The sequence below is a fragment of the Rhizorhabdus sp. GW822-FHT03C02 genome, assembly GCF_058801765.1.
The window spans coordinates 401,273-418,806 of sequence record NZ_JBXANN010000003.1 but is presented as its reverse complement, the minus strand read 5'-3'; the positions used below and the strand labels follow the sequence as shown (position 1 = coordinate 418,806).

General features: G+C 66.3%; 19 protein-coding genes. 16 read left to right on the top strand and 3 right to left on the bottom strand.

All coding sequences use genetic code 11. The annotated features are described in order from the left end of the window. Positions 1-12: 12 nt before the first annotated feature. The gene (locus tag AC1RM6_RS11760) at positions 13-990 is read left to right on the top strand and encodes a hypothetical protein (protein WP_493101315.1); all 978 of its coding nucleotides are present in this window, start codon (positions 13-15) and stop codon (positions 988-990) included. 116 nt (positions 991-1,106) lie between these two features. On the opposite strand, the gene AC1RM6_RS11755 is transcribed toward AC1RM6_RS11760, so the two are convergent. Beyond that, the gene (locus AC1RM6_RS11755) at positions 1,107-2,111 is read right to left on the bottom strand and encodes a cysteine synthase A (RefSeq protein WP_493101568.1); all 1,005 of its coding nucleotides are present in this window, start codon (positions 2,109-2,111) and stop codon (positions 1,107-1,109) included. A 359-nt stretch (positions 2,112-2,470) separates the two neighbouring features. On the opposite strand from AC1RM6_RS11755, the gene AC1RM6_RS11750 reads away from it, so the two are divergent. From AC1RM6_RS11750 to AC1RM6_RS11705, 10 genes are all read left to right on the top strand, one after another. After that, positions 2,471-3,040: a hypothetical protein gene (locus tag AC1RM6_RS11750; RefSeq protein WP_493101314.1), complete on the top strand. Its 570-nt coding sequence runs from the start codon at positions 2,471-2,473 to the stop codon at positions 3,038-3,040. A 101-nt stretch (positions 3,041-3,141) separates the two neighbouring features. Then, positions 3,142-3,636 carry a DNA-deoxyinosine glycosylase gene (locus AC1RM6_RS11745; protein ID WP_493101566.1) on the top strand — a complete coding sequence of 165 codons (495 nt, stop codon included), beginning with the start codon at positions 3,142-3,144 and terminating at the stop codon, positions 3,634-3,636. Between the two features lie 97 nt (positions 3,637-3,733). Continuing rightward, positions 3,734-4,120, top strand: a complete 387-nt coding sequence (locus tag AC1RM6_RS11740; protein WP_493101312.1) for a hypothetical protein — start codon at positions 3,734-3,736, stop codon at positions 4,118-4,120. A gap of 116 nt (positions 4,121-4,236) precedes the next feature. Then, on the top strand, positions 4,237-4,884 hold the full coding sequence (locus AC1RM6_RS11735; protein WP_493101310.1) for a glutathione S-transferase family protein: 648 nt from the start codon (positions 4,237-4,239) through the stop codon (positions 4,882-4,884). Continuing rightward, a complete protein-coding gene (locus AC1RM6_RS11730) occupies positions 4,877-5,434 on the top strand; it encodes a DNA-3-methyladenine glycosylase I (protein ID WP_493101308.1) in 558 nt (185 codons plus the stop codon). The genes AC1RM6_RS11735 and AC1RM6_RS11730 overlap by 8 nt, the downstream gene beginning before the upstream one ends. Before the next feature lie 165 nt (positions 5,435-5,599). Beyond that, on the top strand, positions 5,600-6,484 hold the full coding sequence (gene rarD / locus AC1RM6_RS11725) for an EamA family transporter RarD (RefSeq protein ID WP_493101306.1): 885 nt from the start codon (positions 5,600-5,602) through the stop codon (positions 6,482-6,484). Between the two features lie 42 nt (positions 6,485-6,526). After that, positions 6,527-8,152 carry a helicase HerA-like domain-containing protein gene (locus AC1RM6_RS11720; protein WP_493101304.1) on the top strand — a complete coding sequence of 542 codons (1,626 nt, stop codon included), beginning with the start codon at positions 6,527-6,529 and terminating at the stop codon, positions 8,150-8,152. Between the two features lie 537 nt (positions 8,153-8,689). Continuing rightward, complete coding sequence (locus tag AC1RM6_RS11715) at positions 8,690-10,123, top strand: vWA domain-containing protein (RefSeq protein WP_493101302.1); 1,434 nt, start codon at positions 8,690-8,692, stop codon at positions 10,121-10,123. Between the two features lie 26 nt (positions 10,124-10,149). Further along, positions 10,150-11,007 (top strand): DUF4349 domain-containing protein, encoded by an 858-nt coding sequence (locus tag AC1RM6_RS11710; protein ID WP_493101300.1) that lies wholly within the window; start codon positions 10,150-10,152, stop codon positions 11,005-11,007. A 170-nt stretch (positions 11,008-11,177) separates the two neighbouring features. After that, on the top strand, positions 11,178-11,462 hold the full coding sequence (locus tag AC1RM6_RS11705) for a UrcA family protein (protein ID WP_493101298.1): 285 nt from the start codon (positions 11,178-11,180) through the stop codon (positions 11,460-11,462). Positions 11,463-11,628: 166 nt separating this feature from the next. Here the strand turns inward: AC1RM6_RS11705 and AC1RM6_RS11700 are convergent, their stop codons facing one another. Continuing rightward, entirely contained in the window at positions 11,629-12,516 is an 888-nt protein-coding gene (locus AC1RM6_RS11700; protein ID WP_493101296.1) for a branched-chain amino acid aminotransferase, read from the bottom strand. 64 nt (positions 12,517-12,580) lie between these two features. On the opposite strand from AC1RM6_RS11700, the gene AC1RM6_RS11695 reads away from it, so the two are divergent. The 5 genes from AC1RM6_RS11695 to pgeF all read left to right on the top strand — a co-directional run bounded on the left by AC1RM6_RS11695 (position 12,581) and on the right by pgeF (position 16,684). Next, a complete protein-coding gene (locus AC1RM6_RS11695; RefSeq protein ID WP_493101294.1) occupies positions 12,581-13,084 on the top strand; it encodes a MarR family winged helix-turn-helix transcriptional regulator in 504 nt (167 codons plus the stop codon). A gap of 107 nt (positions 13,085-13,191) precedes the next feature. Next, entirely contained in the window at positions 13,192-13,671 is a 480-nt protein-coding gene (locus AC1RM6_RS11690) for a glutathione peroxidase (protein WP_493101292.1), read from the top strand. A gap of 247 nt (positions 13,672-13,918) precedes the next feature. Continuing rightward, positions 13,919-14,764: a prolipoprotein diacylglyceryl transferase gene (gene lgt / locus AC1RM6_RS11685; RefSeq protein ID WP_493101290.1), complete on the top strand. Its 846-nt coding sequence runs from the start codon at positions 13,919-13,921 to the stop codon at positions 14,762-14,764. 44 nt (positions 14,765-14,808) lie between these two features. Next, entirely contained in the window at positions 14,809-15,861 is a 1,053-nt protein-coding gene (locus tag AC1RM6_RS11680; protein ID WP_493101289.1) for a class I SAM-dependent methyltransferase, read from the top strand. 49 nt (positions 15,862-15,910) lie between these two features. After that, a complete protein-coding gene (gene pgeF, locus AC1RM6_RS11675; RefSeq protein ID WP_493101287.1) occupies positions 15,911-16,684 on the top strand; it encodes a peptidoglycan editing factor PgeF in 774 nt (257 codons plus the stop codon). A gap of 328 nt (positions 16,685-17,012) precedes the next feature. On the opposite strand, the gene AC1RM6_RS11670 is transcribed toward pgeF, so the two are convergent. Then, positions 17,013-17,528 carry a toxin-activating lysine-acyltransferase gene (locus AC1RM6_RS11670; protein ID WP_493101285.1) on the bottom strand — a complete coding sequence of 172 codons (516 nt, stop codon included), beginning with the start codon at positions 17,526-17,528 and terminating at the stop codon, positions 17,013-17,015. Positions 17,529-17,534: the final 6 nt, after the last annotated feature.

Sequence of the window (17,534 nt, the reverse complement as noted above, 5' to 3'; positions counted from 1 at the left end):
CGTCTTGTCAGCATGAAGATCGAATTTCCGTTCGGCCACGACCTGCCGCAACCCTCGCCCTATAGCCGCCGCGCCGCCACCGATGGCCTCGCCTTCCCCGCCGCGCTGGCGCCCCCGACCGCTCGCCCGGGACAGACGGGCAAGCGAACCCTCGACGCACGCGCGCTCGATGCGAAGCGGTTCAGCGACGCGCAGTGCGAGGCCCTGTTCGAAGCGGTGCTGATCGACGACGTGCTCGACCCGGTCACCGACCTGCCCGACCGCATCACCCTCGACCATGACGAGGAGCAGCTGCTCGACTGTTTCCGGATCTGCCGCCAATTGTGGAAGACCGGTGTCGATCATGCCGAACTGGTCGAACTGACCCGGCTGCTCGGCCGCGACCATGATCTGAGCCCCGCCGACCGGCTGCGCTTCAAATATGCCCGCGCCAAGTTCAAGCATCTGCGCTTCGCTTATGCGCTCTATGGCGCGAAGCACCGCTATCCGGTGATCCTCGACTGGATGACGACCGCGATGGGCCACCTCCAGGATGCGTTCAAAAATGGCGAGGCGCGCGCGGTGAAGCGCGAGGTCGCGCTGGCGCACGGCTTCCTCAGCCGGCTGCCGCAGACGCTGCTGACGCGCGAGATTGACAATTTCACGCCCACCGACACCGCGTCGTTCCGGCGCTATGTCGAACGCCAGGTCGTCACCCTCCGCGGCGTGCTGGCCAAGGAGCAGGTCACCGGCCACGAATTCCACGCCACCCGCAAGATCATCAGCCGCCAGGTGTCGTTCTACGACAGCCTGCGCACGATCGCGCCGACCGAGCAGTCCTTCCGGATGTCGCGCGCGCTCGCGGCGATCAACGGGCTGATGGGCGACATGCACGACACGCTGATCGAGCGCCGCATCGCCGGCACGCAGGACTATCACAAGGAGGGCTTCGCCCTGCCGGTGGAGATCAGCGGGCGGTTGAAGGCGCTGGTGGAACGCTATCCGGGGTAACCAAAACCCCGACCGTTCGTGTCGAGCGCAGTCGAGACACCCCACGCAACGTCGCGAAACGTGTCTCGACTGCGCTCGACACGAACGGCAGAGGGTGCGGGGTTATCCGCCGAACCTCATTCCCCGCGGGTCAGGAATGCCGGTACCGGCAGCCCCTTGGCCGCCAGCCACTCCTTGTTGAACAGCGACGACAGGTAGCGCATCCCGCTGTCGCACAGGATCGTCACGATCGTGTGGCCGGGCCCCATCTGCCGCGCGAGGCGGATCGCGCCGGCGACGTTGATCCCCGACGACAGGCCGACGCACAGCCCTTCATGTTCGAGCAACGCATAGACCTGTTCGAGCCCCTCCTCGTCGGAGACGCGGAACTGGGTGTCGATCGGCGCGCCGTCGAGATTCGCGGTGATCCGGCTCTGGCCGATCCCCTCGGCGACGCTGTTGCCCTCGGCTTTCAGTTCGCCGGTCGCGAAATAGCTGTAGAGGGCGGCGCCATAGGGATCGGTCAGCGCGATGGTGACGTCGGGGTTGAACTCCTTGAGACCCAGCCCGACCCCGGCGATCGTGCCGCCGGTGCCTGCCGCACAGGTGAAGCCGTCGACCTTGCCGCCGGTCTGCGCCCAGATCTCGGGCGCGGTGGTGCGGATATGCGCGAGCCGGTTAGCGGTGTTGTCGAACTGGTTGGCCCATAGCGCGCCCGGCGTGTCCTCGGCGATCCGGCGCGAGGTGTGCACATAATGGGCGGGGTTCGAATAAGCGGTCGGCGGCACCAGCACCAGTTCGGCCCCGAGCGCGCGCAGCGTGTCCTGCTTCTCGCGGCTCTGGGTGTCGGTCATGACGATGATCGTGCGATAGCCGCGGGCATTGCCGACCAGCGCCAGGCCGATACCGGTGTTGCCGGCGGTGCCCTCGACGATCACCCCGCCCGGCTGGAGCAGCCCGCGCTCCTCGGCGTCGGTGACGATCGCCAGCGCCGCGCGGTCCTTGACCGAGGCGCCGGGATTCATGAACTCGCACTTGGCGAGGATCTCGCAGCCGGTCGCGTCGCTCGCGCCCTTGAGCCGCACGAGCGGGGTGTTGCCGATCAGGGCGAGCGCGTTCTGCGCGAAACTGTCGATTGCCATGGCGCAGCGATAGCCGAGCGGGGGTGCGCCCGACAAGCAAGCTTCTCTTGTCCGGCTCGTAGCCTATCGCGGCCGCATCGCCGCCATCGAGCCTGCCGTCTTGCGGCAGTGCCGCGCAGGTCGATCGCATACACCCGAAAAATCCCGAACATTTCAGTTTTGTAGCAAATTCCGCAAAACGCCTGTTACAAACGCGCCTTATAAATAAAACTGGGAAACATCGCCCAGTTTAATATCTTATTTTCAAATATTATTTAAGATATTCTCAGAGATATTTTTCATTTAACTTCAGATTAACCATGTTTGTCATATCGAATGCCGGTGGCCATCGGATTGGTCCGAATTCGAAAGGGCAGGACATGACGACGATTTCAAGCGGCTTCTCCGCTCAGGCGGCAATGCAATCTCCCCGGGCGCGGATGAACGCCCGGCTCGAAGCGGCGACCCAGGCGGGAACGATCAGCAAGACCGACGAGACGGCGCTGTCGGGCGCGCTCGACGATATCGACAAGGCGCTGTCCTCGTCGGCATCGGGCTCGACCTCGGGCACCCGGCCCGACCCGTCGGCGATGAAGACCAAGATCGACGGGCTGATCGACCAGGAGGTCAAGGACGGCAAGCTCACCGACGACCAGGCGGCCGAGCTCAAGGATATGTTCGGCGCCAACGCCCCCGATCAAGCACAGGGCCCGGGCGGTCCCGGCGGTCCGGGCTCGGCCGGTGGCCCGCCGCCCCCGCCGCCGTCGGGCGACGACGATGACGACAGCGTCTCGGCGACCGGATCGACCGACAGCATCTCGACCAAGCTCGACGCGCTGACCGCACTGATCGAGAAGCTGCGCCAGAGTCTCGCGAGCGACGACAGCTATGGCGCGTCGGCGTCCTCGAGCAGCAGCCAGACCGCGCTGCTGATCGACAAGACCGCGTGATCCCGTCTTCGGACGATCTCGCTGGTTTTCCCGGAGGCGGTCCCGGATTTCCCGGATCGCCTCCCCTTGCACCGATCGCCCCGCGCCGCCATGTCGCGGCGATGCGCAAGGCCAGCTTCCCTCCGGTCGTCGATGCCGACACCCGCCTGCTGCTGCTCGGCAGTCTTCCAGGCGAGGCGTCGCTGAAGGCCGCGCGCTATTATGCCCATCCGCAGAACCAGTTCTGGCGGCTGGTCGGCGGCGCGATCGGCTGCGATCTCCACGCGATGGACTATGAGGCGCGGCTGGCGACGCTGCGCGCGGCACGGGTCGGGCTGTGGGATGTCGTCGCCGACGCGATCCGGCCTGGCAGCCTCGACGGCGCGATCCGCGAGCATCGCGCCAACGACCTGCCGACACTGGTCGCGTCGCTGCCGAAGCTGCGCGCGATCGGGTTCAACGGCGGTACCGCGGCGCGCATCGGCCGGCGGCAGCTCGGTGCGATTTCGGCGCCGGCGCTGGTCGACCTGCCGTCGAGCAGCCCGGCCTATACCCTGCCCTTCACCGTGAAGGCCGAGCGGTGGCAAGCGCTGTCATTCTTTCTCAATGCAGCGTGATTTCGTCGCAAATCCCCCAAAAACGGCGCTGTAACGGGTATTTTAACGCGCAACAGCCTTGACGCACTGCACACAGAATCGGATGAGTATCGGCGCTATGCTCATCAAAACCCGCATCATCACCGCAGCCGCGCTTTTCGGCGCTTCCCTTGCTCTTTCGGCGTGCGACTCGAAGCCCGAGACGATCGTCGCCGGCCCGCCCGACGACCAGAAGGAGGCGCTCAACGCGGCCGCCAAGGTCGAACTGCCGCCGATGGTGACCGCCAGCCGCACCTATCGCTGCAAGGACAACAGCGTCGTCTATATCGACTTCTTCAACAACAACACTGCGACCTACAAGACCGACAAGGCCGGTTCGCCGACCGTGCTGACCGCCGAAGCCGCCGGCAAGCCGTACAAGGCTGCAGGCTATGCGATCAGCAGCGACGCCGCGACGATCGACCTGACCGCACCGGGCAAGGGCACGCTGAGCTGCAAGGCCTGATCGTCCTTATCTGACCGCCATCAGGGCCGGTGCGAGCATCGCTCCACCGGCCCTTTTTCTTTGCGCGCGAAACCGCGGACGGGCAGAAGTCGCAGCGTCCCTCCCGGAGTCGCCGCATGAAGCTCTTCGCGCACGCTTTCTCCTCTTACTGCCAGAAGGCGATCGCCGCCTTCTACGAGAACGGCATCGCCTTCGACTATCGCGTGCTCGACGATGAGGCGGCCTTCGCCGAACTGGGGGAGGTCTGGTCGCTCAGGCGTTTTCCGGTGCTGGTCGACGGCGATCGCACCATCTTCGAGGCGACCTCGATCATCGAGCATCTCGCGCTCCACCATCCGGGGCCGGTCGCGCTGATCCCCGACGATCCGGTGGCCGCCGCCGAGGTGCGGATGCTCGACCGCTTCTTCGACAATTATGTCATGACGCCGATGCAGAAGCATGTCGCCGACGCGATGATGCCCCCCGAACAGAAGGATCCGACCGGGGTCGATCGGGGCCATGCCACGCTCGATTTGGCCTATCGCTGGCTCGACGCGCGGATGCAGGACCGCGAATGGGCGGTCGGCGACGGCTTCACCATGGCCGATCTCGCCGCCGCGCCCGCGCTGTTCTACGCCGACTGGATCCGGCCGATCGGCGAGGACCTGCCGCACGCCAGCGCCTATCGTGCGCGTCTGCTCGCCCGCCCGTCGATCGCGCGCTGCGTCGACGAGGCGCGGCCGTACCGCCCGTTCTTCCCGCCCGGAGCCCCGGATCGTGACTGATCCGGTCCGCTGCCGCTGGGCCAACAGCGATCCGTTGATGGCGGCCTATCACGACACCGAATGGGGCGTGCCGATCCGCGACAGCCGGACGCTGTGGGAAATGCTGATGCTCGAGGGCTTCCAGGCGGGGCTGTCCTGGTCGATCATCCTCAAGCGGCGCGAGGGATTCCGCCGGGCGTTCGACGGCTTCGACCCGGTCAAGGTCGCCGCCTATGACGAAGCGAAGGTCGAAGCGCTGATGGCCGATCCCGGCATCATCCGCGCCCGCGCCAAGATCGAGGCGACGATCGGCGGCGCGAAGATCTTTCTGGCGATGCGCGACGCCGGCGAGGATTTCGCGACCTTCGCCTGGAATCTCGCCGGCGGCCGGCCGCACAAGGGCGACGGCGTCACCATCGCCGCGAGCACCCCGGCGTCCGAGGCGATGTCGAAGGCGCTCAAGGCGAAGGGCTTCAAATTTTGCGGGCCGGTGATCGTCCACGCCTGGATGCAGGCGGTGGGGATGGTCGACGACCATGCGAAGGACTGTTTCCGGCGGGAGGAGGTTTGACCTTATGAGCCCCTCCCTTTCAAGGGAGGGGTTGGGGTGGGTCGCGAGCGCAGCGAGCGTCCCCAACCTCCCGCAAAAGCTACGCCGGAGGCATCGAGCCTCCGGCTACGCCACCCACCCCCTACCCCTCCCTGAACAGGGAGGGGCAAGAAAAAGCCCGAGCCCATGCCCCTTTCCCCGACCCGCGCCGGCATCGCCATGGGCGTCGCCGCTTATGCGATATGGGGGCTGCTGCCGATCTTCCTGAAGCTGCTGCGGCCGCTGGGGGCGGTCGATATTCTCGCCTATCGGATCCTGTGGTCGCTGCTGTTGCTGCTGGCGATCGCGATCGCCTGGAAGCGCGGCGGGCAGTTCATGGCGGTGGTCCGCCGGCCGTGGCTGATCGCCACGCTGTGCCTGTCGGCGGCGCTGATCGGCGCCAACTGGCTGATCTATATCCATGCGGTCAATTCGGGGCATGTCCTCGATGCGAGTCTGGGCTATTTCATCAACCCGCTGGTCAATGTGCTGCTCGGCATGGTGGTGCTGCGCGAACGGCTCGGCCAGACCGAGCTCGCCGCGATCGCCCTGGCGGCGGTCGGGGTCGCCACGCTCGCGATCTGGCAGCAGGCATTGCCGCTGGTGTCGCTGGCGCTCGCGCTGACCTTCGCCTTCTACGGGCTGGTGCGCAAGATGGCGCCGGTCGACTCGCTCGAGGGGCTGCTGGTCGAGACGCTGCTGCTGATGCCGCTCGCGCTCGGCTGGCTGCTGTTCCACGGCAGCCTGCTGCCGCCACCGGGCAGCCCGCCGCTTTGGCTGATCGCGTCGAGCGGGCTGGTCACCGCGACCCCGCTGCTGCTGTTCGCCGCCGCCGCCAAGCGCATCCGCTATGCCGATCTCGGGCTGCTGCAATATCTGGCGCCGACGCTCCAGCTCGCCTGCGCGATCTTCTATGGCGAGCCGCTGCTGCCGATCCACATGGTCGCGTTCGCCTTCATCTGGGGCGGGCTGCTGATCTATGCGATCGCCACCTGGCGCCGGGGCCGCGTGACACCGATGGCGCCCGAATAAAGCCTTCGCTAAACCCCCATCATCAATGTGACGGAGGCTTGGGTGGCGGACGAAAATGGCATCTTCATCGGTGCAGGCGAAGGCGGCACCGCGCCGCAATATCTCAACCTGCGCCGCGCCAATCGCCACGGGCTGATCGCAGGCGCGACCGGCACCGGCAAGACCGTGACCCTGCAAGGCATTGCCGAGAGCTTCTCGAAGCTCGGCGTCCCGGTGTTTCTCGCCGATGTGAAGGGCGACCTGTCGGGGATCGCGATGGCGGGATCGCCGACCGCGAAGAACGCCGACAAGCTCGTCGCGCGCGCCGCCGAGATCGGCGTCGCCGATTTCGTCTGGGGCGACAATCCGGCGATCTTCTGGGATCTGTACGGCGAGCAGGGCCACCCGATCCGCACCACCGTCAGCGAGATGGGGCCGCTGCTGCTCGCCCGGCTGATGGGATTGAACGAGGTGCAGGAGGGCATCCTCAGCATCGCCTTCCGGCTTGCCGACGAAGAGGGGCTGCTGCTGCTCGACCTCGGCGATCTCCAGGCGATGCTCGCATATTGCGCGCAGAATGCCGAGGCGCTGTCGGCCCGATATGGCAATGTCACCAAGGCCAGCGTCGGCGCGATCCAGCGCCAGCTGCTCCAGCTCGACAGCCAGGGCGGCGCCCATTTCTTCGGCGAGCCCGCGCTCGACATCCACGACTTCCTGAGCGTCGACGACCAGGGCCGCGGCACCGTCAACATCCTCGCCGCCGACCGGCTGATGCAGAGCCCCAAGCTCTACGCGACCTTCCTGCTGTGGCTGTTGTCCGAACTGTTCCAGACGCTCCCCGAGGTCGGCGACCCCGACAAACCCAAGCTCGTTTTCTTCTTCGACGAGGCGCATCTGCTGTTCGACGACGCCCCCAAGGCGCTCGCCGACAAGATCGAACAGGTGGTGCGGCTGATCCGCTCGAAGGGGGTCGGGGTCTATTTCGTCACCCAGAACCCGATCGACATTCCCGACGATGTCGCGGCCCAGCTCGGCAACCGGGTCCAGCACGCGCTGCGCGCCTTCACCCCGCGCGACCAGAAGGCGATCGAGGCCGCCGCCGACACCTTCCGGGTCAACCCCGATCTCGACGTCGTCGCCGCGATCACCGAATTGCGGACCGGCGAGGCGCTGGTATCGCTGCTCCAGGAGGATGGATCGCCCGGCATCGTCCAGCGCAGCCTGATCGCGCCGCCGCGCTCGCGGCTCGGCCCGGTCGATGCGAAGGAGCGCGCGCTGCTGGTGTCGATCTCTCCGGTCGCGGGCAAATATGACGAGGCGATCGACCGCGAGTCCGCCGAGGAGATCCTGGCGGCGCGCGCGACCGCCGCGTCGGCCGCCGCCGAGGCGAGCAAGGCGCAGGCCGCCGCCGACAAGGCCGCCGCCGAACAGGCCAAGATCGAGGCGAAGCAGCGCGAGGCCGAGCTGAAGGAAGCGGCCCGCGCCCAGGCCGCTGCCGCGCGCGAGGCCGCCAAGCCGACCGCGATCGACCGCGCGATCCGCTCGGCGACCAGCGCCGCCGCCTCGTCGGTCGGCCGGCAGGTCGCCAACGAGCTCGGCCGCGCGGTGTTCGGCGGGAGCAGCCGGCGCGGATCGAGCGGCATCGCCGGACAGCTGATGCGGGGCATATTGGGCGGCCTGTTCAAATGACACCGTTCGGCGCTTGAGCAAATCCATCCCGAAGGCTTCAGCATCTTCGGGCCAGCATCTTCGGGATCGCGGACAAGCCGCCGGCAGATCGCTCCATCCTGGATCAATCGGGCGCGCGTGCTGCTTGTGCGCGGCCCGGCCGTCCGATTATCCCATCCCCGGACCCGGCGATCATCGCGCCGCGGCATATGGTGGAGAGCTCTGATGCGCGGACCGCTGGCCTGGCTGACGATCGGGGCGTTGCTCGCAGCACCGACAGGCGCGACACCTCCACTCGCCGCGGCGAAACCGGTTTCGCCGGTATTATGCTCGATCGATGGACGACCGGAAGGCGATGCCCGCCGCGGGCGCCGCGCCTATCGGATGGCCCCGCCCATCGTCTCGGTTCCAACCGCGCCTCCCGCGGTGATCGCGCCGCTTCCGCTGATGGCTCCGCCGCCGCCCCCGCCACCCCCGCCTCCCCCTCCCATGCAGGGATCGGGTGGCGACATGATCGTCACGGCGCGACGCAATGCCGCGCCGGTGCAAAGCAGCGCCATGCCGATCGCCCCAGCGGCCGTGACGGGCCCGCGCGCCGAGGGCGATCGCTATGCCGCCGAGGCGGTCGCCGGCATCCGGGCGGTCGCCGAGGCGCCGGTCTCGACCTTCTCGGTCGACGTCGACACCGGCGCCTATGCCAATGTCCGGCGCTTCCTTCACGACGGCGAACGTCCACCGGCCGGTGCGGTCCGCACCGAGGAACTGCTCAACTATTTTCGCTATGCCTATCCGGCGCCGCGCGATCGCAGCCGCCCGTTCAGCGTATCGACCGAGCTGTCGGCGACGCCGTGGAACAAGGACAGCCGGTTGCTGCGGATCGGCCTGCGCGGCTACGACGTCGATGCCGGAGGACGACCACCCGCCAATCTGGTGTTCCTGATCGACGTATCGGGGTCGATGGACGAGCCCGACAAGCTGCCTCTGGTGAAAAACGCGCTCGGGCTGCTCGCCGATCGGATGCGGCCGCAGGACAAGGTCTCGATCGTCGTCTACGCCGGCGCCGCGGGGCTGGTGCTCGCGCCGACCTCCAAGCCCGCCTTCATCCGCCAGGCGCTCGCCTGCCTCGATGCCGGCGGATCGACCGCCGGCGGCCAGGGGATCGCGCTGGCTTACGAGACCGCCCGCGCCAACCGGATCGAAGGCGGCATCAACCGGGTGATCCTGGCGACCGACGGCGACTTCAATGTCGGCACCACCTCCGACGACGGGCTCGAGGCACTGGTCAAACGTAACCGCGACGACGGCATCACTTTGACCACGCTCGGCTTTGGCCGCGGCAATTACAATGAATCGATGATGGAGAAGATCGCCGACGTCGGGAACGGCAACTATGCCTATATCGACGGCGCCTCGGAGGCGCGAAAAGTGCTCGACGACGAACTGTCGGCGACCTTGTTCACGATCGCCAAGGATGTGAAGATCCAGGTCGAGTTCAACCCGGCGACGGTCTCGCAATATCGGCTGATCGGCTATGAGAACCGCGCGCTCGCCGAGGAGGATTTCGCCAACGACAAGGTCGATGCCGGCGATATCGGCGCCGGCCACCAGGTGACCGCGCTCTACGAGATCGTCCCTGCCGGCGCCGCGGGCTGGCTGCCCGAGCGGCATTATCCGGCCAATGCCAGGACCGCGAAGGGATCGGGCGGCGGCGAGCTCGCCTGGCTCAAGCTGCGCTATAAATTGCCGGGCGAGGAGAGTTCGAAGCTGATCGAGACCGCGGTCTCCGCGGCCGGCCTCGCCCGATCGCCCGCCCCCGCCGGCGAGCAGGCCTTCGCCGCCGCGGTCGCCGCTTATGGCCAGATCCTGCGCGACGACAAATATCTCGGCGGCTTCACCATGGCCGACGCCCGCACGCTGGCCGGCGCCCAGACCGACTATCGTCGCCAGGAGTTCCTCGAACTGACCCGGCTCGCCGAAAGCCCGAAACATTGACGTCGAAAACGCCCAGGGGGTAATCGATGAAGCCCATGACGACGATGGCGGCGACGCTTGCATTGGCGCTGACGCTGACCGGATGCAGCAAGCACGAGGAAGCCGGCGAACAAGCCGCGCCGATGGCCGACGCCACGGCGGCCGCCGCGAATGCCAAAAAAGCGGACGGGAACCTGAAAGTCTCGATCCCGCAGATCGCCTATACCTATCATTATGCGTTCGACCTGCCGGCGGATGCGGTGGCGGCGACGATCGACCGCCACATCGCGCTGTGCGACCGGCTGGGGCCCGGCCGCTGCCACGTCCTCGGCATGGAACGTCGCACCGCGGGCAAATCGGCCGCCGCCTCGCTCAAGCTGGCGGTCGATGCCGGGATCGCACGTTCGTTCGCGGCGACGCTCTCGCGATCCGCGGTGGCCGCGGGCGGCAGCCAGAGCGACAGCAGCATCGAAGCCGAGGATCTGTCGAAACAGATCGTCGATACCGAAGCGCGACTGCGCGCCAAGCAGGCGCTCGCCGCCCGGCTGATGGAGTTGCTCCAGACCCGCAAGGGCCCGGTCGCCGATCTGGTCGCGGCCGAGCGGGGCGTGGCGGACGTGCAGGAGGAAATCGATGCGGCACAATCATGGCTTGCCGATGCACGGGGTCGCGTCGCCATGTCCGCCTTCGACCTGAGCTACCAATCGGCCGGCGGCCTCCCCGGCACCGGTTTCTTCGCGACGTTGGGCGATTCGATAGGGTCGCTTGGAAGCTTCTTCGCACAGAGTTTGGGCATGCTGTTGCTGCTGGTGGCAACCCTGCTGCCTTGGGCCGTGGTGGCCGGCTTGGCGATAGCGGGTTGGCGCTTGATCCGCCGGCGCATCAAAAATTCCGAAGGTGCCTGATCCGATATGGTGAATTTCACCATGCGGTTGGCGAAATTCACCCACTATCAGTAAATTTATTCACCCTTTTTTATGAACGATCATTGATTTTGCTGACTTTTTTCAATTGGCACGACCCATGCAAAGTAATCTGCATCTAGCAACTGCCAAGTGAAGAAGGGAATATCATCATGAACTACCAGCACCCCGTCGCCGCTGTCGCCGCCCTGGTCGCCAGCTTCGTGTCGATCTCGATGGCCGCTCCGCTGCGCGCCGAAACGGTCCGCTATGCCGACCTCGACCTCGCATCGGCCAACGGCTCCGCCCAGTTCGACGCCCGCCTGCACCGCGTCGCCGACAAGCTGTGCAACACCGGCCAGGCACCGATCGCCAATGCGGTTTGCCGCCAGCAGATCGTCGCCGACGCCAAGGCGCAGCTCGCCGCCAAGTCCGCCACCGTGCTGGCTTCGCGCTGATGCGCCGCACCCCGCGCTGCCGGGACTGATCCGCACGGATCGTCCCGGCAGACGAGGGTCCCATGATCGGTTCGCATGAGCGCGGGTATCTCCCGCGCTTTTTTTTGGGTTCAGCAAAGCTGAACCGTTGCGGCACCAGCCCGCTCAGCAAAGCTGCATCAAAAATTCAGACCGCGTCGTTCAGCCGGCCCCGCACCAGGTCGCCATAATCCTTCCGGAGCTGGCGGGTCAGGTCGCCGACCGCGAAATTCCATGGGCCTGCCGATCCGACCGGCACGATCTCGGCGGCGCTGCCGGTAAGGAAGAACTGCTCGAACCCCTCGAGTTCCTCGGGCCAGATCGCACGTTCGACCACCTCGATCCCGCGGCGCTTCGCCAGCTTGATCACGGTCTGGCGGGTAATGCCGTCGAGGAAACATTCGGGGGTCGGGGTGTGGAGCACGCCGTCCTTGACGAAGAAGGCATTGGCCCCGGTCGCCTCGGCGACCTGGCCGCGATAGTCGAACATCAAAGCGTCCTGATAGCCGCGCCCCTCGGCATGATGTTTCGACATCGTCGCGATCATGTAGAGACCCGCCGCCTTGGCCTGGACCGGCGCGGTATAGGGGGCCGGACGGCGCCACGGCGCGATGTCGAGCCTCAGCCCGCTCGCCCCAGGATCGAGATAGGTGCCCCAATACCAGGCGGCGATCGCCATATGCGGTTTGGTCTTCTGCGCCGAAACGCCCATCTGTTCCGACCCGCGCCACGCCACCGGGCGGACATAGGCGTCGGTCAGATTGTTCGCCTTCATCGTTGCGATGCAGGCCGCGTCGATCTCCTCGACCGACCAGGGCAGGTCGAAACCGAGCATCGACGCCGAATTGCGCAGTCGCTGCGAATGCCAGCTCAGTTCGAAGATATGGCCGTCATAGGCGCGCACGCCTTCGAACACCGACGAGGCATAATGGAGCGCATGGGTGAGAATATGGACATTGGCGTCGCGCCAAGGCACGAGTTTCCCGTCGAGCCAGATGAAACCATCGCGGTCATCATAAGTATTTTCATTAGCCATTTTCAGTTCCACACGTACGAATCTTACAAAACGCCGATTAGCCCCGATGAGAAAATAGGTCAATATGGCTGTCCAAAATTCACCCGAGCCGTTTCGCGGCGCCTCCCCGCTGTTCCTGCGCGAGCCCGAGATCCGGCGCGGGATCGAGCTGCTCTATTTCGGCTATAGCCACCTCTATCGCGGGATCGACGAGGGGCTGGCCGCACAGGGGCTCGGCCGTGCGCATCACCGCTCGCTCTATTTCGTCGCCCGCCAGCCCGACATCACCGTCAGCGAATTGCTGAAGGTGCTCGGCATCACCAAGCAATCGCTCGGCCGCGTGCTCAACGAACTGACCGACCGCGGGCTGATCGAGACCCGTCCGGGGCGCGAGGACCGGCGCCAGCGGCTGCTGCGGGTCACCGCCGCCGGCGAAGCGCTCGAGGCCGAGCTGTTCGAATCGCTGCGCGAGCGGCTGTCGTCGGCCTATGCCCAGGCCGGGCAGGGATCGGTCGCGGGCTTCTGGATGGTGCTCGAAGGGCTGATCCCGCCGGAGGAGCGCGCCCGGGTCGTCGATCTCAAGCGCTGAAATCTTTCGTCATCCCGGACGTGATCCGGGATCTCGCTTCCTGTTTCGCACAGGCCAAGGCAAAAGAGCTTCCGGATCAAGTCCGGAAAGACGGATCGGGAGGATGCATGGCCGACATCTATGATTTCAGCGCGACGACGATCGACGGACAGGAGGTCGGCCTCGACATCTATCGCGGCAAGGTGCTGCTGATCGTCAACACCGCCAGCAAATGCGGCTTCACCCCGCAATATGAAGGGCTGGAGACGCTCCACGAGGAACTGTCCGACCGCGGACTCGTCGTCCTCGGCTTCCCGTGCAACCAATTCGGCGCGCAGGAGCCCGGCGACGCCGCCGAGATCGCCAGCTTCTGTCGGCTGAGCTACGACGTCAAATTCCCGATGTTCGCCAAGATCGACGTCAACGGCCCGGCGACCGCGCCGCTCTATGCCTGGCTCAAGCATGAGGCGAAGGGCCTGCTCGGCAGCGAGGGGATCAAGTGGAACTTCACCAAATTCCTGGTCGACCGCGACGGCAAGGTCGTCGACCGCTATGCGCCGACCACCCCGCCCAAGGCGATCCGCAAGGATATCGAGGCCCTGCTGTAACCTCCTCACCACGTCATCCCAGCGCAGGCTGGGATCCATGTCTGGTGCGTCAAAGGCTGTCGCCGGACTATGCGCGGTATCGCCGATATGACGTTGCGCCCGCCATCGACGGCAACGCTCGGGAATAGAGACATGGATGCCAGCCTGCGCTGGCACGACGGTTGAGGGCGGTGCTCCGTAACCGCCCTTCCCCCTCCCCGCCGCGCCCGCTATTGAACCCGCACCACCTCAGCGGGGAACCCCCAACTTGATCCTGCCCGTCCTGGCCGATGCTGCATCGGCGATCCACTTCACCGACCTCGGGCTCGATCCGATCGCGCTCCAGCTCGGGCCGCTGGCGATCCGCTGGTATTCGCTCGCCTATATCGCCGGGATCACGCTCGGCTGGTGGTATCTGCTGCGCCTGCTCGCCCAGCCCAACCCGCCGATGGCGCGGCGCCATGCCGATGATTTCGTGTTCTACGCGACCCTCGGCATCCTCCTTGGCGGGCGGCTGGCCTATGTGCTGTTCTACCAGCCCGAGATCATGCGCCACCCGCTCGACGTGCTGAAATTGTGGGAGGGCGGCATGTCCTTCCATGGCGGCGCGCTCGGCGTGTCGATCGGGATCTTCCTGCTCGCGCGCAAGAACCACCTCTCCTGGCTGCGCGTCCACGATTATATCGCCTGCTGCGTGCCGTTCGGGCTGTTCTTCGGCCGCATCGCCAATTTCATCAATGGCGAGCTGTGGGGCCGGCCGACCGACGTCGCCTGGGCGGTGATCTTCCCCAATGCCCCCGACGCGCTGCCGCGCCATCCCAGCCAGCTTTACGAGGCGGGGCTCGAGGGGATCGTGCTCGGGCTGATCCTGGCCTTCGCCTTCTGGAAGACCGATGCCCGCAACAAGCCAGGCCGGCTGGTCGGGCTGTTCCTGTTCTTCTACGGCGTGTCGCGCTTCATCATCGAATTTTTTCGCGAGCCCGACCAGCAGCTCGGCACGCTGAGCTGGGGGCTGACGATGGGCCAGACGCTGACCGTGCCGATGCTGATCGGCGGCGCCTATCTGATCGCGACCTCGGGCAAGCGCACGTTGGTCTCGGTCGCGCCCGAATGAGCGCGTTAACCAAGTTCCTGTCATGACATGCTATGCGCACGCCGATGGAGAGTGCTGAAGAGCTCGCGGAACGCCTGATCGCCCGCATCGCCGCCGACGGGCCGATCCCGGTCGCCGATTATATGGACGCGGCCAACGGCCATTATTACGCCGCGCATGATCCGTTCGGGGTGAAGGGCGACTTCATCACCTCGCCCGAGATCAGCCAGATGTTCGGCGAGCTGGTCGGCATCTGGATCGCCGATCTGTGGCATCGCGCCGGCCAGCCGGCGATCGCCTATGTCGAGCTGGGCCCGGGCCGCGGCACGCTGGCCGCCGACGCGCTCAGGGCGATGGCGAGCCAGGGGCTCGAACCGCCGGTCCATTTCGTCGAGACCAGCCCGATCCTGCGCGGGCTCCAGGCCGAACGGGTGCCGCACGCAACCTGGCATGACGGGATCGAGACCCTGCCGGCGGACCTGCCGCTGCTGATCGCCGCCAACGAATTTTTCGACGCGCTGCCCTATCGCCAATATGTGATGACCTATTCGGGCTGGCGCGAGCGCTGCGTGACCCATGGCTATGACGGCTTCGCCTCGGTTCCCGGCGCCGCCCCCGCCGAGGATCGGGTGCCCGAGCGGCTGCACGACGCGATCGCGGGCAGCATCTTCGAGACCTCGCCGGTCGGGCTCGCGATCGCCGAGGCGCTGGCGCGGCGGATCGCCCGGCAGGGCGGCGCGATGCTGGCGATCGATTATGGCCATGAGGATTATGACGCGGGCGACACGCTCCAGGCGCTCAACGCGCACGCCTATGCCGATGTGTTCAGCCATCCGGGTCGGAACGACCTGACCGCGCATGTCGATTTTACCGCGCTGGGCAAGGCGCTCCGCCAGGGCGGCGCGCGGGTCCATGGACCGGTCAGCCAGAGCTTCTTTCTCGGCACGATGGGGATCGCCGCGCGCGCCGCGGCACTTGGCCGCCGCTATCCCGAGCGGGTCGAGGAGATCGCCGCCGCGCACCAGCGGCTGACCAGCGAGGAGCAGATGGGCACCCTGTTCCGCGCCCTCGCCGCGGTCGCCCGCGACTGGCCGGCTCCGGCTGGCTTCCAGGCCTGACCGCAGATTGGGGCTTCGCCCGCCCGCCGCGGACGGCTATCACGCCGCGATGACCGTCCCCGCGATCCACATCCCGCTGCTCTCCCCGCTCCCCCATGGCTTTCTCGGCCGCGAAGGCGGGGTGTCGACCGGCATCCATGCCGGTCTCAACGTCGGGCTGGGATCGGACGACGACCGCGCGGCGATCCTCGAAAATCGCCGCCGCGCGACCGAAGCGGTGGCACCGGGCTATCGGCTCGTCACCCTCCACCAGGTCCATTCTCCCGACGCGGTGACGGTGACCGAGGCCTTTGCCGACGATGCCCGCCCGCACGCCGACGCGCTGGTCACCGACCGGCCGGGGCTGCTGCTCGGCATCCTCACGGCGGATTGCGTGCCGGTGCTGTTCGCCGATCGCGAAGCCGGGGTGGTCGGGGCGGCACATGCCGGCTGGAAGGGCGCGCTGACCGGCGTCACCGACCGCACGATCGCCGCGATGGAGGCGCTGGGTGCGCAGCGCGACCGGATCGTCGCCGCGATCGGCCCATGCATCGCCCGCGCCAGCTACGAGGTCGACGACGGCTTCGCCCGGCGCTTCGAGGAGGACGATCCCGCCAATGAGCGCTTCTTCTCGCTGGCCAGGCGCGCCGGCCATCAGCAGTTCGACATCGAGGCCTATGTCGCCCACCGCCTCGCGATCGCCGGGCTGACCCGGATCGTCGCACTGGGCGAGGACACCTATGCCCAGCCCGACCGCTTCTTCAGCTTCCGCCGCGCGACCCACAAGGGCGAGCCGGGCTATGGCCGGCAGATCAGCCTGATCGGGTTGCCGACACAAGCCTGAGGCGGCCCGCCGCGGCTGGGGCATATTTCACGCCCATCCTCGAGAGCTTCACGACAAGTTCGACGCCCATTGCGGCTTTGGTTTGCGACGCGCACCGCCAGGATCGATCGGCAGGTCACCGGGAGGCGCTGCCCTGGCGCCCGGATTTGCCCTCGCAAGGGTCTGTAAATTCGAGATTTTCTTGAGGTCCAGCGCGTTGCTGGCGGAGACGGAGGAAATCACAATATCGATTTAACCATCTGTAATTTAGCTAATCCAATTCCGTTCTCGCCCGAGATGCCACAGTTAATGCCACAACTGAGATAAATGTTTTTTTGACCGAAGAGGGTCAACTTCCCCCTTTCACCGCCGCAGCTATAGCTGCCTTGAGCTTCTCGCCAGCATCGGCCTCGATCTGCTGAACCGACCGAACGCCAGTCTGCGGATCGGTCTGGTGGAAGGAAAATGCCTTACCTGCCAGCGGCCCGGAGATCAGATCGGCGATCATGATCTCGCGCTGCTTGTTCGCGGCATTGGCAAACGGAGCGATCAGGTCCACCAGCCAGACGTGGTCGCCCGATTTCCAGTCATCGAGAGTCAAATGATGGGCGGGCTCGAGAATGCCGGCCTCGAGCTTGGCTTCCGCCGCATCCCCGCACAGCGCCCAAAGCGCCAGCCCGATCGTCTGCTCGCCATCGCGGAAGACATAGAATTGGCGATGGATGATCGCCGGCATGACCAGCCATTCGAGATCAGCGAGCGTCAACCCACGATGCAGTGGCGACTGGCTGAGTAGCCACGTCATTTCACCCAGGATATGGCTAATGGTGGGCGCCGGTGCGGCGCCCGATTTCGTTTCGGTCATGTCGTT

Excerpts from the sequence above, each read along its gene's own strand:
- AC1RM6_RS11710 (WP_493101300.1), top strand. The coding sequence starts at position 10,150 with ATGAAGCCCATGACGACGATGGCGGCGACGCTTGCATTGGCGCTGACG.
- AC1RM6_RS11690 (WP_493101292.1), top strand. The coding sequence starts at position 13,192 with ATGGCCGACATCTATGATTTCAGCGCGACGACGATCGACGGACAGGAG.
- rarD (WP_493101306.1), top strand. The coding sequence starts at position 5,600 with ATGCCCCTTTCCCCGACCCGCGCCGGCATCGCCATGGGCGTCGCCGCT.
- AC1RM6_RS11750 (WP_493101314.1), top strand. The coding sequence starts at position 2,471 with ATGACGACGATTTCAAGCGGCTTCTCCGCTCAGGCGGCAATGCAATCT.
- AC1RM6_RS11695 (WP_493101294.1), top strand. The coding sequence starts at position 12,581 with ATGGCTGTCCAAAATTCACCCGAGCCGTTTCGCGGCGCCTCCCCGCTG.
- AC1RM6_RS11700 (WP_493101296.1), bottom strand. The coding sequence starts at position 12,516 with ATGGCTAATGAAAATACTTATGATGACCGCGATGGTTTCATCTGGCTC.
- AC1RM6_RS11735 (WP_493101310.1), top strand. The coding sequence starts at position 4,237 with ATGAAGCTCTTCGCGCACGCTTTCTCCTCTTACTGCCAGAAGGCGATC.
- AC1RM6_RS11715 (WP_493101302.1), top strand. The coding sequence starts at position 8,690 with ATGCCGATCGCCCCAGCGGCCGTGACGGGCCCGCGCGCCGAGGGCGAT.
- AC1RM6_RS11705 (WP_493101298.1), top strand. The coding sequence starts at position 11,178 with ATGAACTACCAGCACCCCGTCGCCGCTGTCGCCGCCCTGGTCGCCAGC.
- AC1RM6_RS11745 (WP_493101566.1), top strand. The coding sequence starts at position 3,142 with ATGCGCAAGGCCAGCTTCCCTCCGGTCGTCGATGCCGACACCCGCCTG.
- AC1RM6_RS11760 (WP_493101315.1), top strand. The coding sequence starts at position 13 with ATGAAGATCGAATTTCCGTTCGGCCACGACCTGCCGCAACCCTCGCCC.
- AC1RM6_RS11740 (WP_493101312.1), top strand. The coding sequence starts at position 3,734 with ATGCTCATCAAAACCCGCATCATCACCGCAGCCGCGCTTTTCGGCGCT.
- pgeF (WP_493101287.1), top strand. The coding sequence starts at position 15,911 with ATGACCGTCCCCGCGATCCACATCCCGCTGCTCTCCCCGCTCCCCCAT.
- AC1RM6_RS11670 (WP_493101285.1), bottom strand. The coding sequence starts at position 17,528 with ATGACCGAAACGAAATCGGGCGCCGCACCGGCGCCCACCATTAGCCAT.
- AC1RM6_RS11755 (WP_493101568.1), bottom strand. The coding sequence starts at position 2,111 with ATGGCAATCGACAGTTTCGCGCAGAACGCGCTCGCCCTGATCGGCAAC.
- AC1RM6_RS11680 (WP_493101289.1), top strand. The coding sequence starts at position 14,809 with ATGGAGAGTGCTGAAGAGCTCGCGGAACGCCTGATCGCCCGCATCGCC.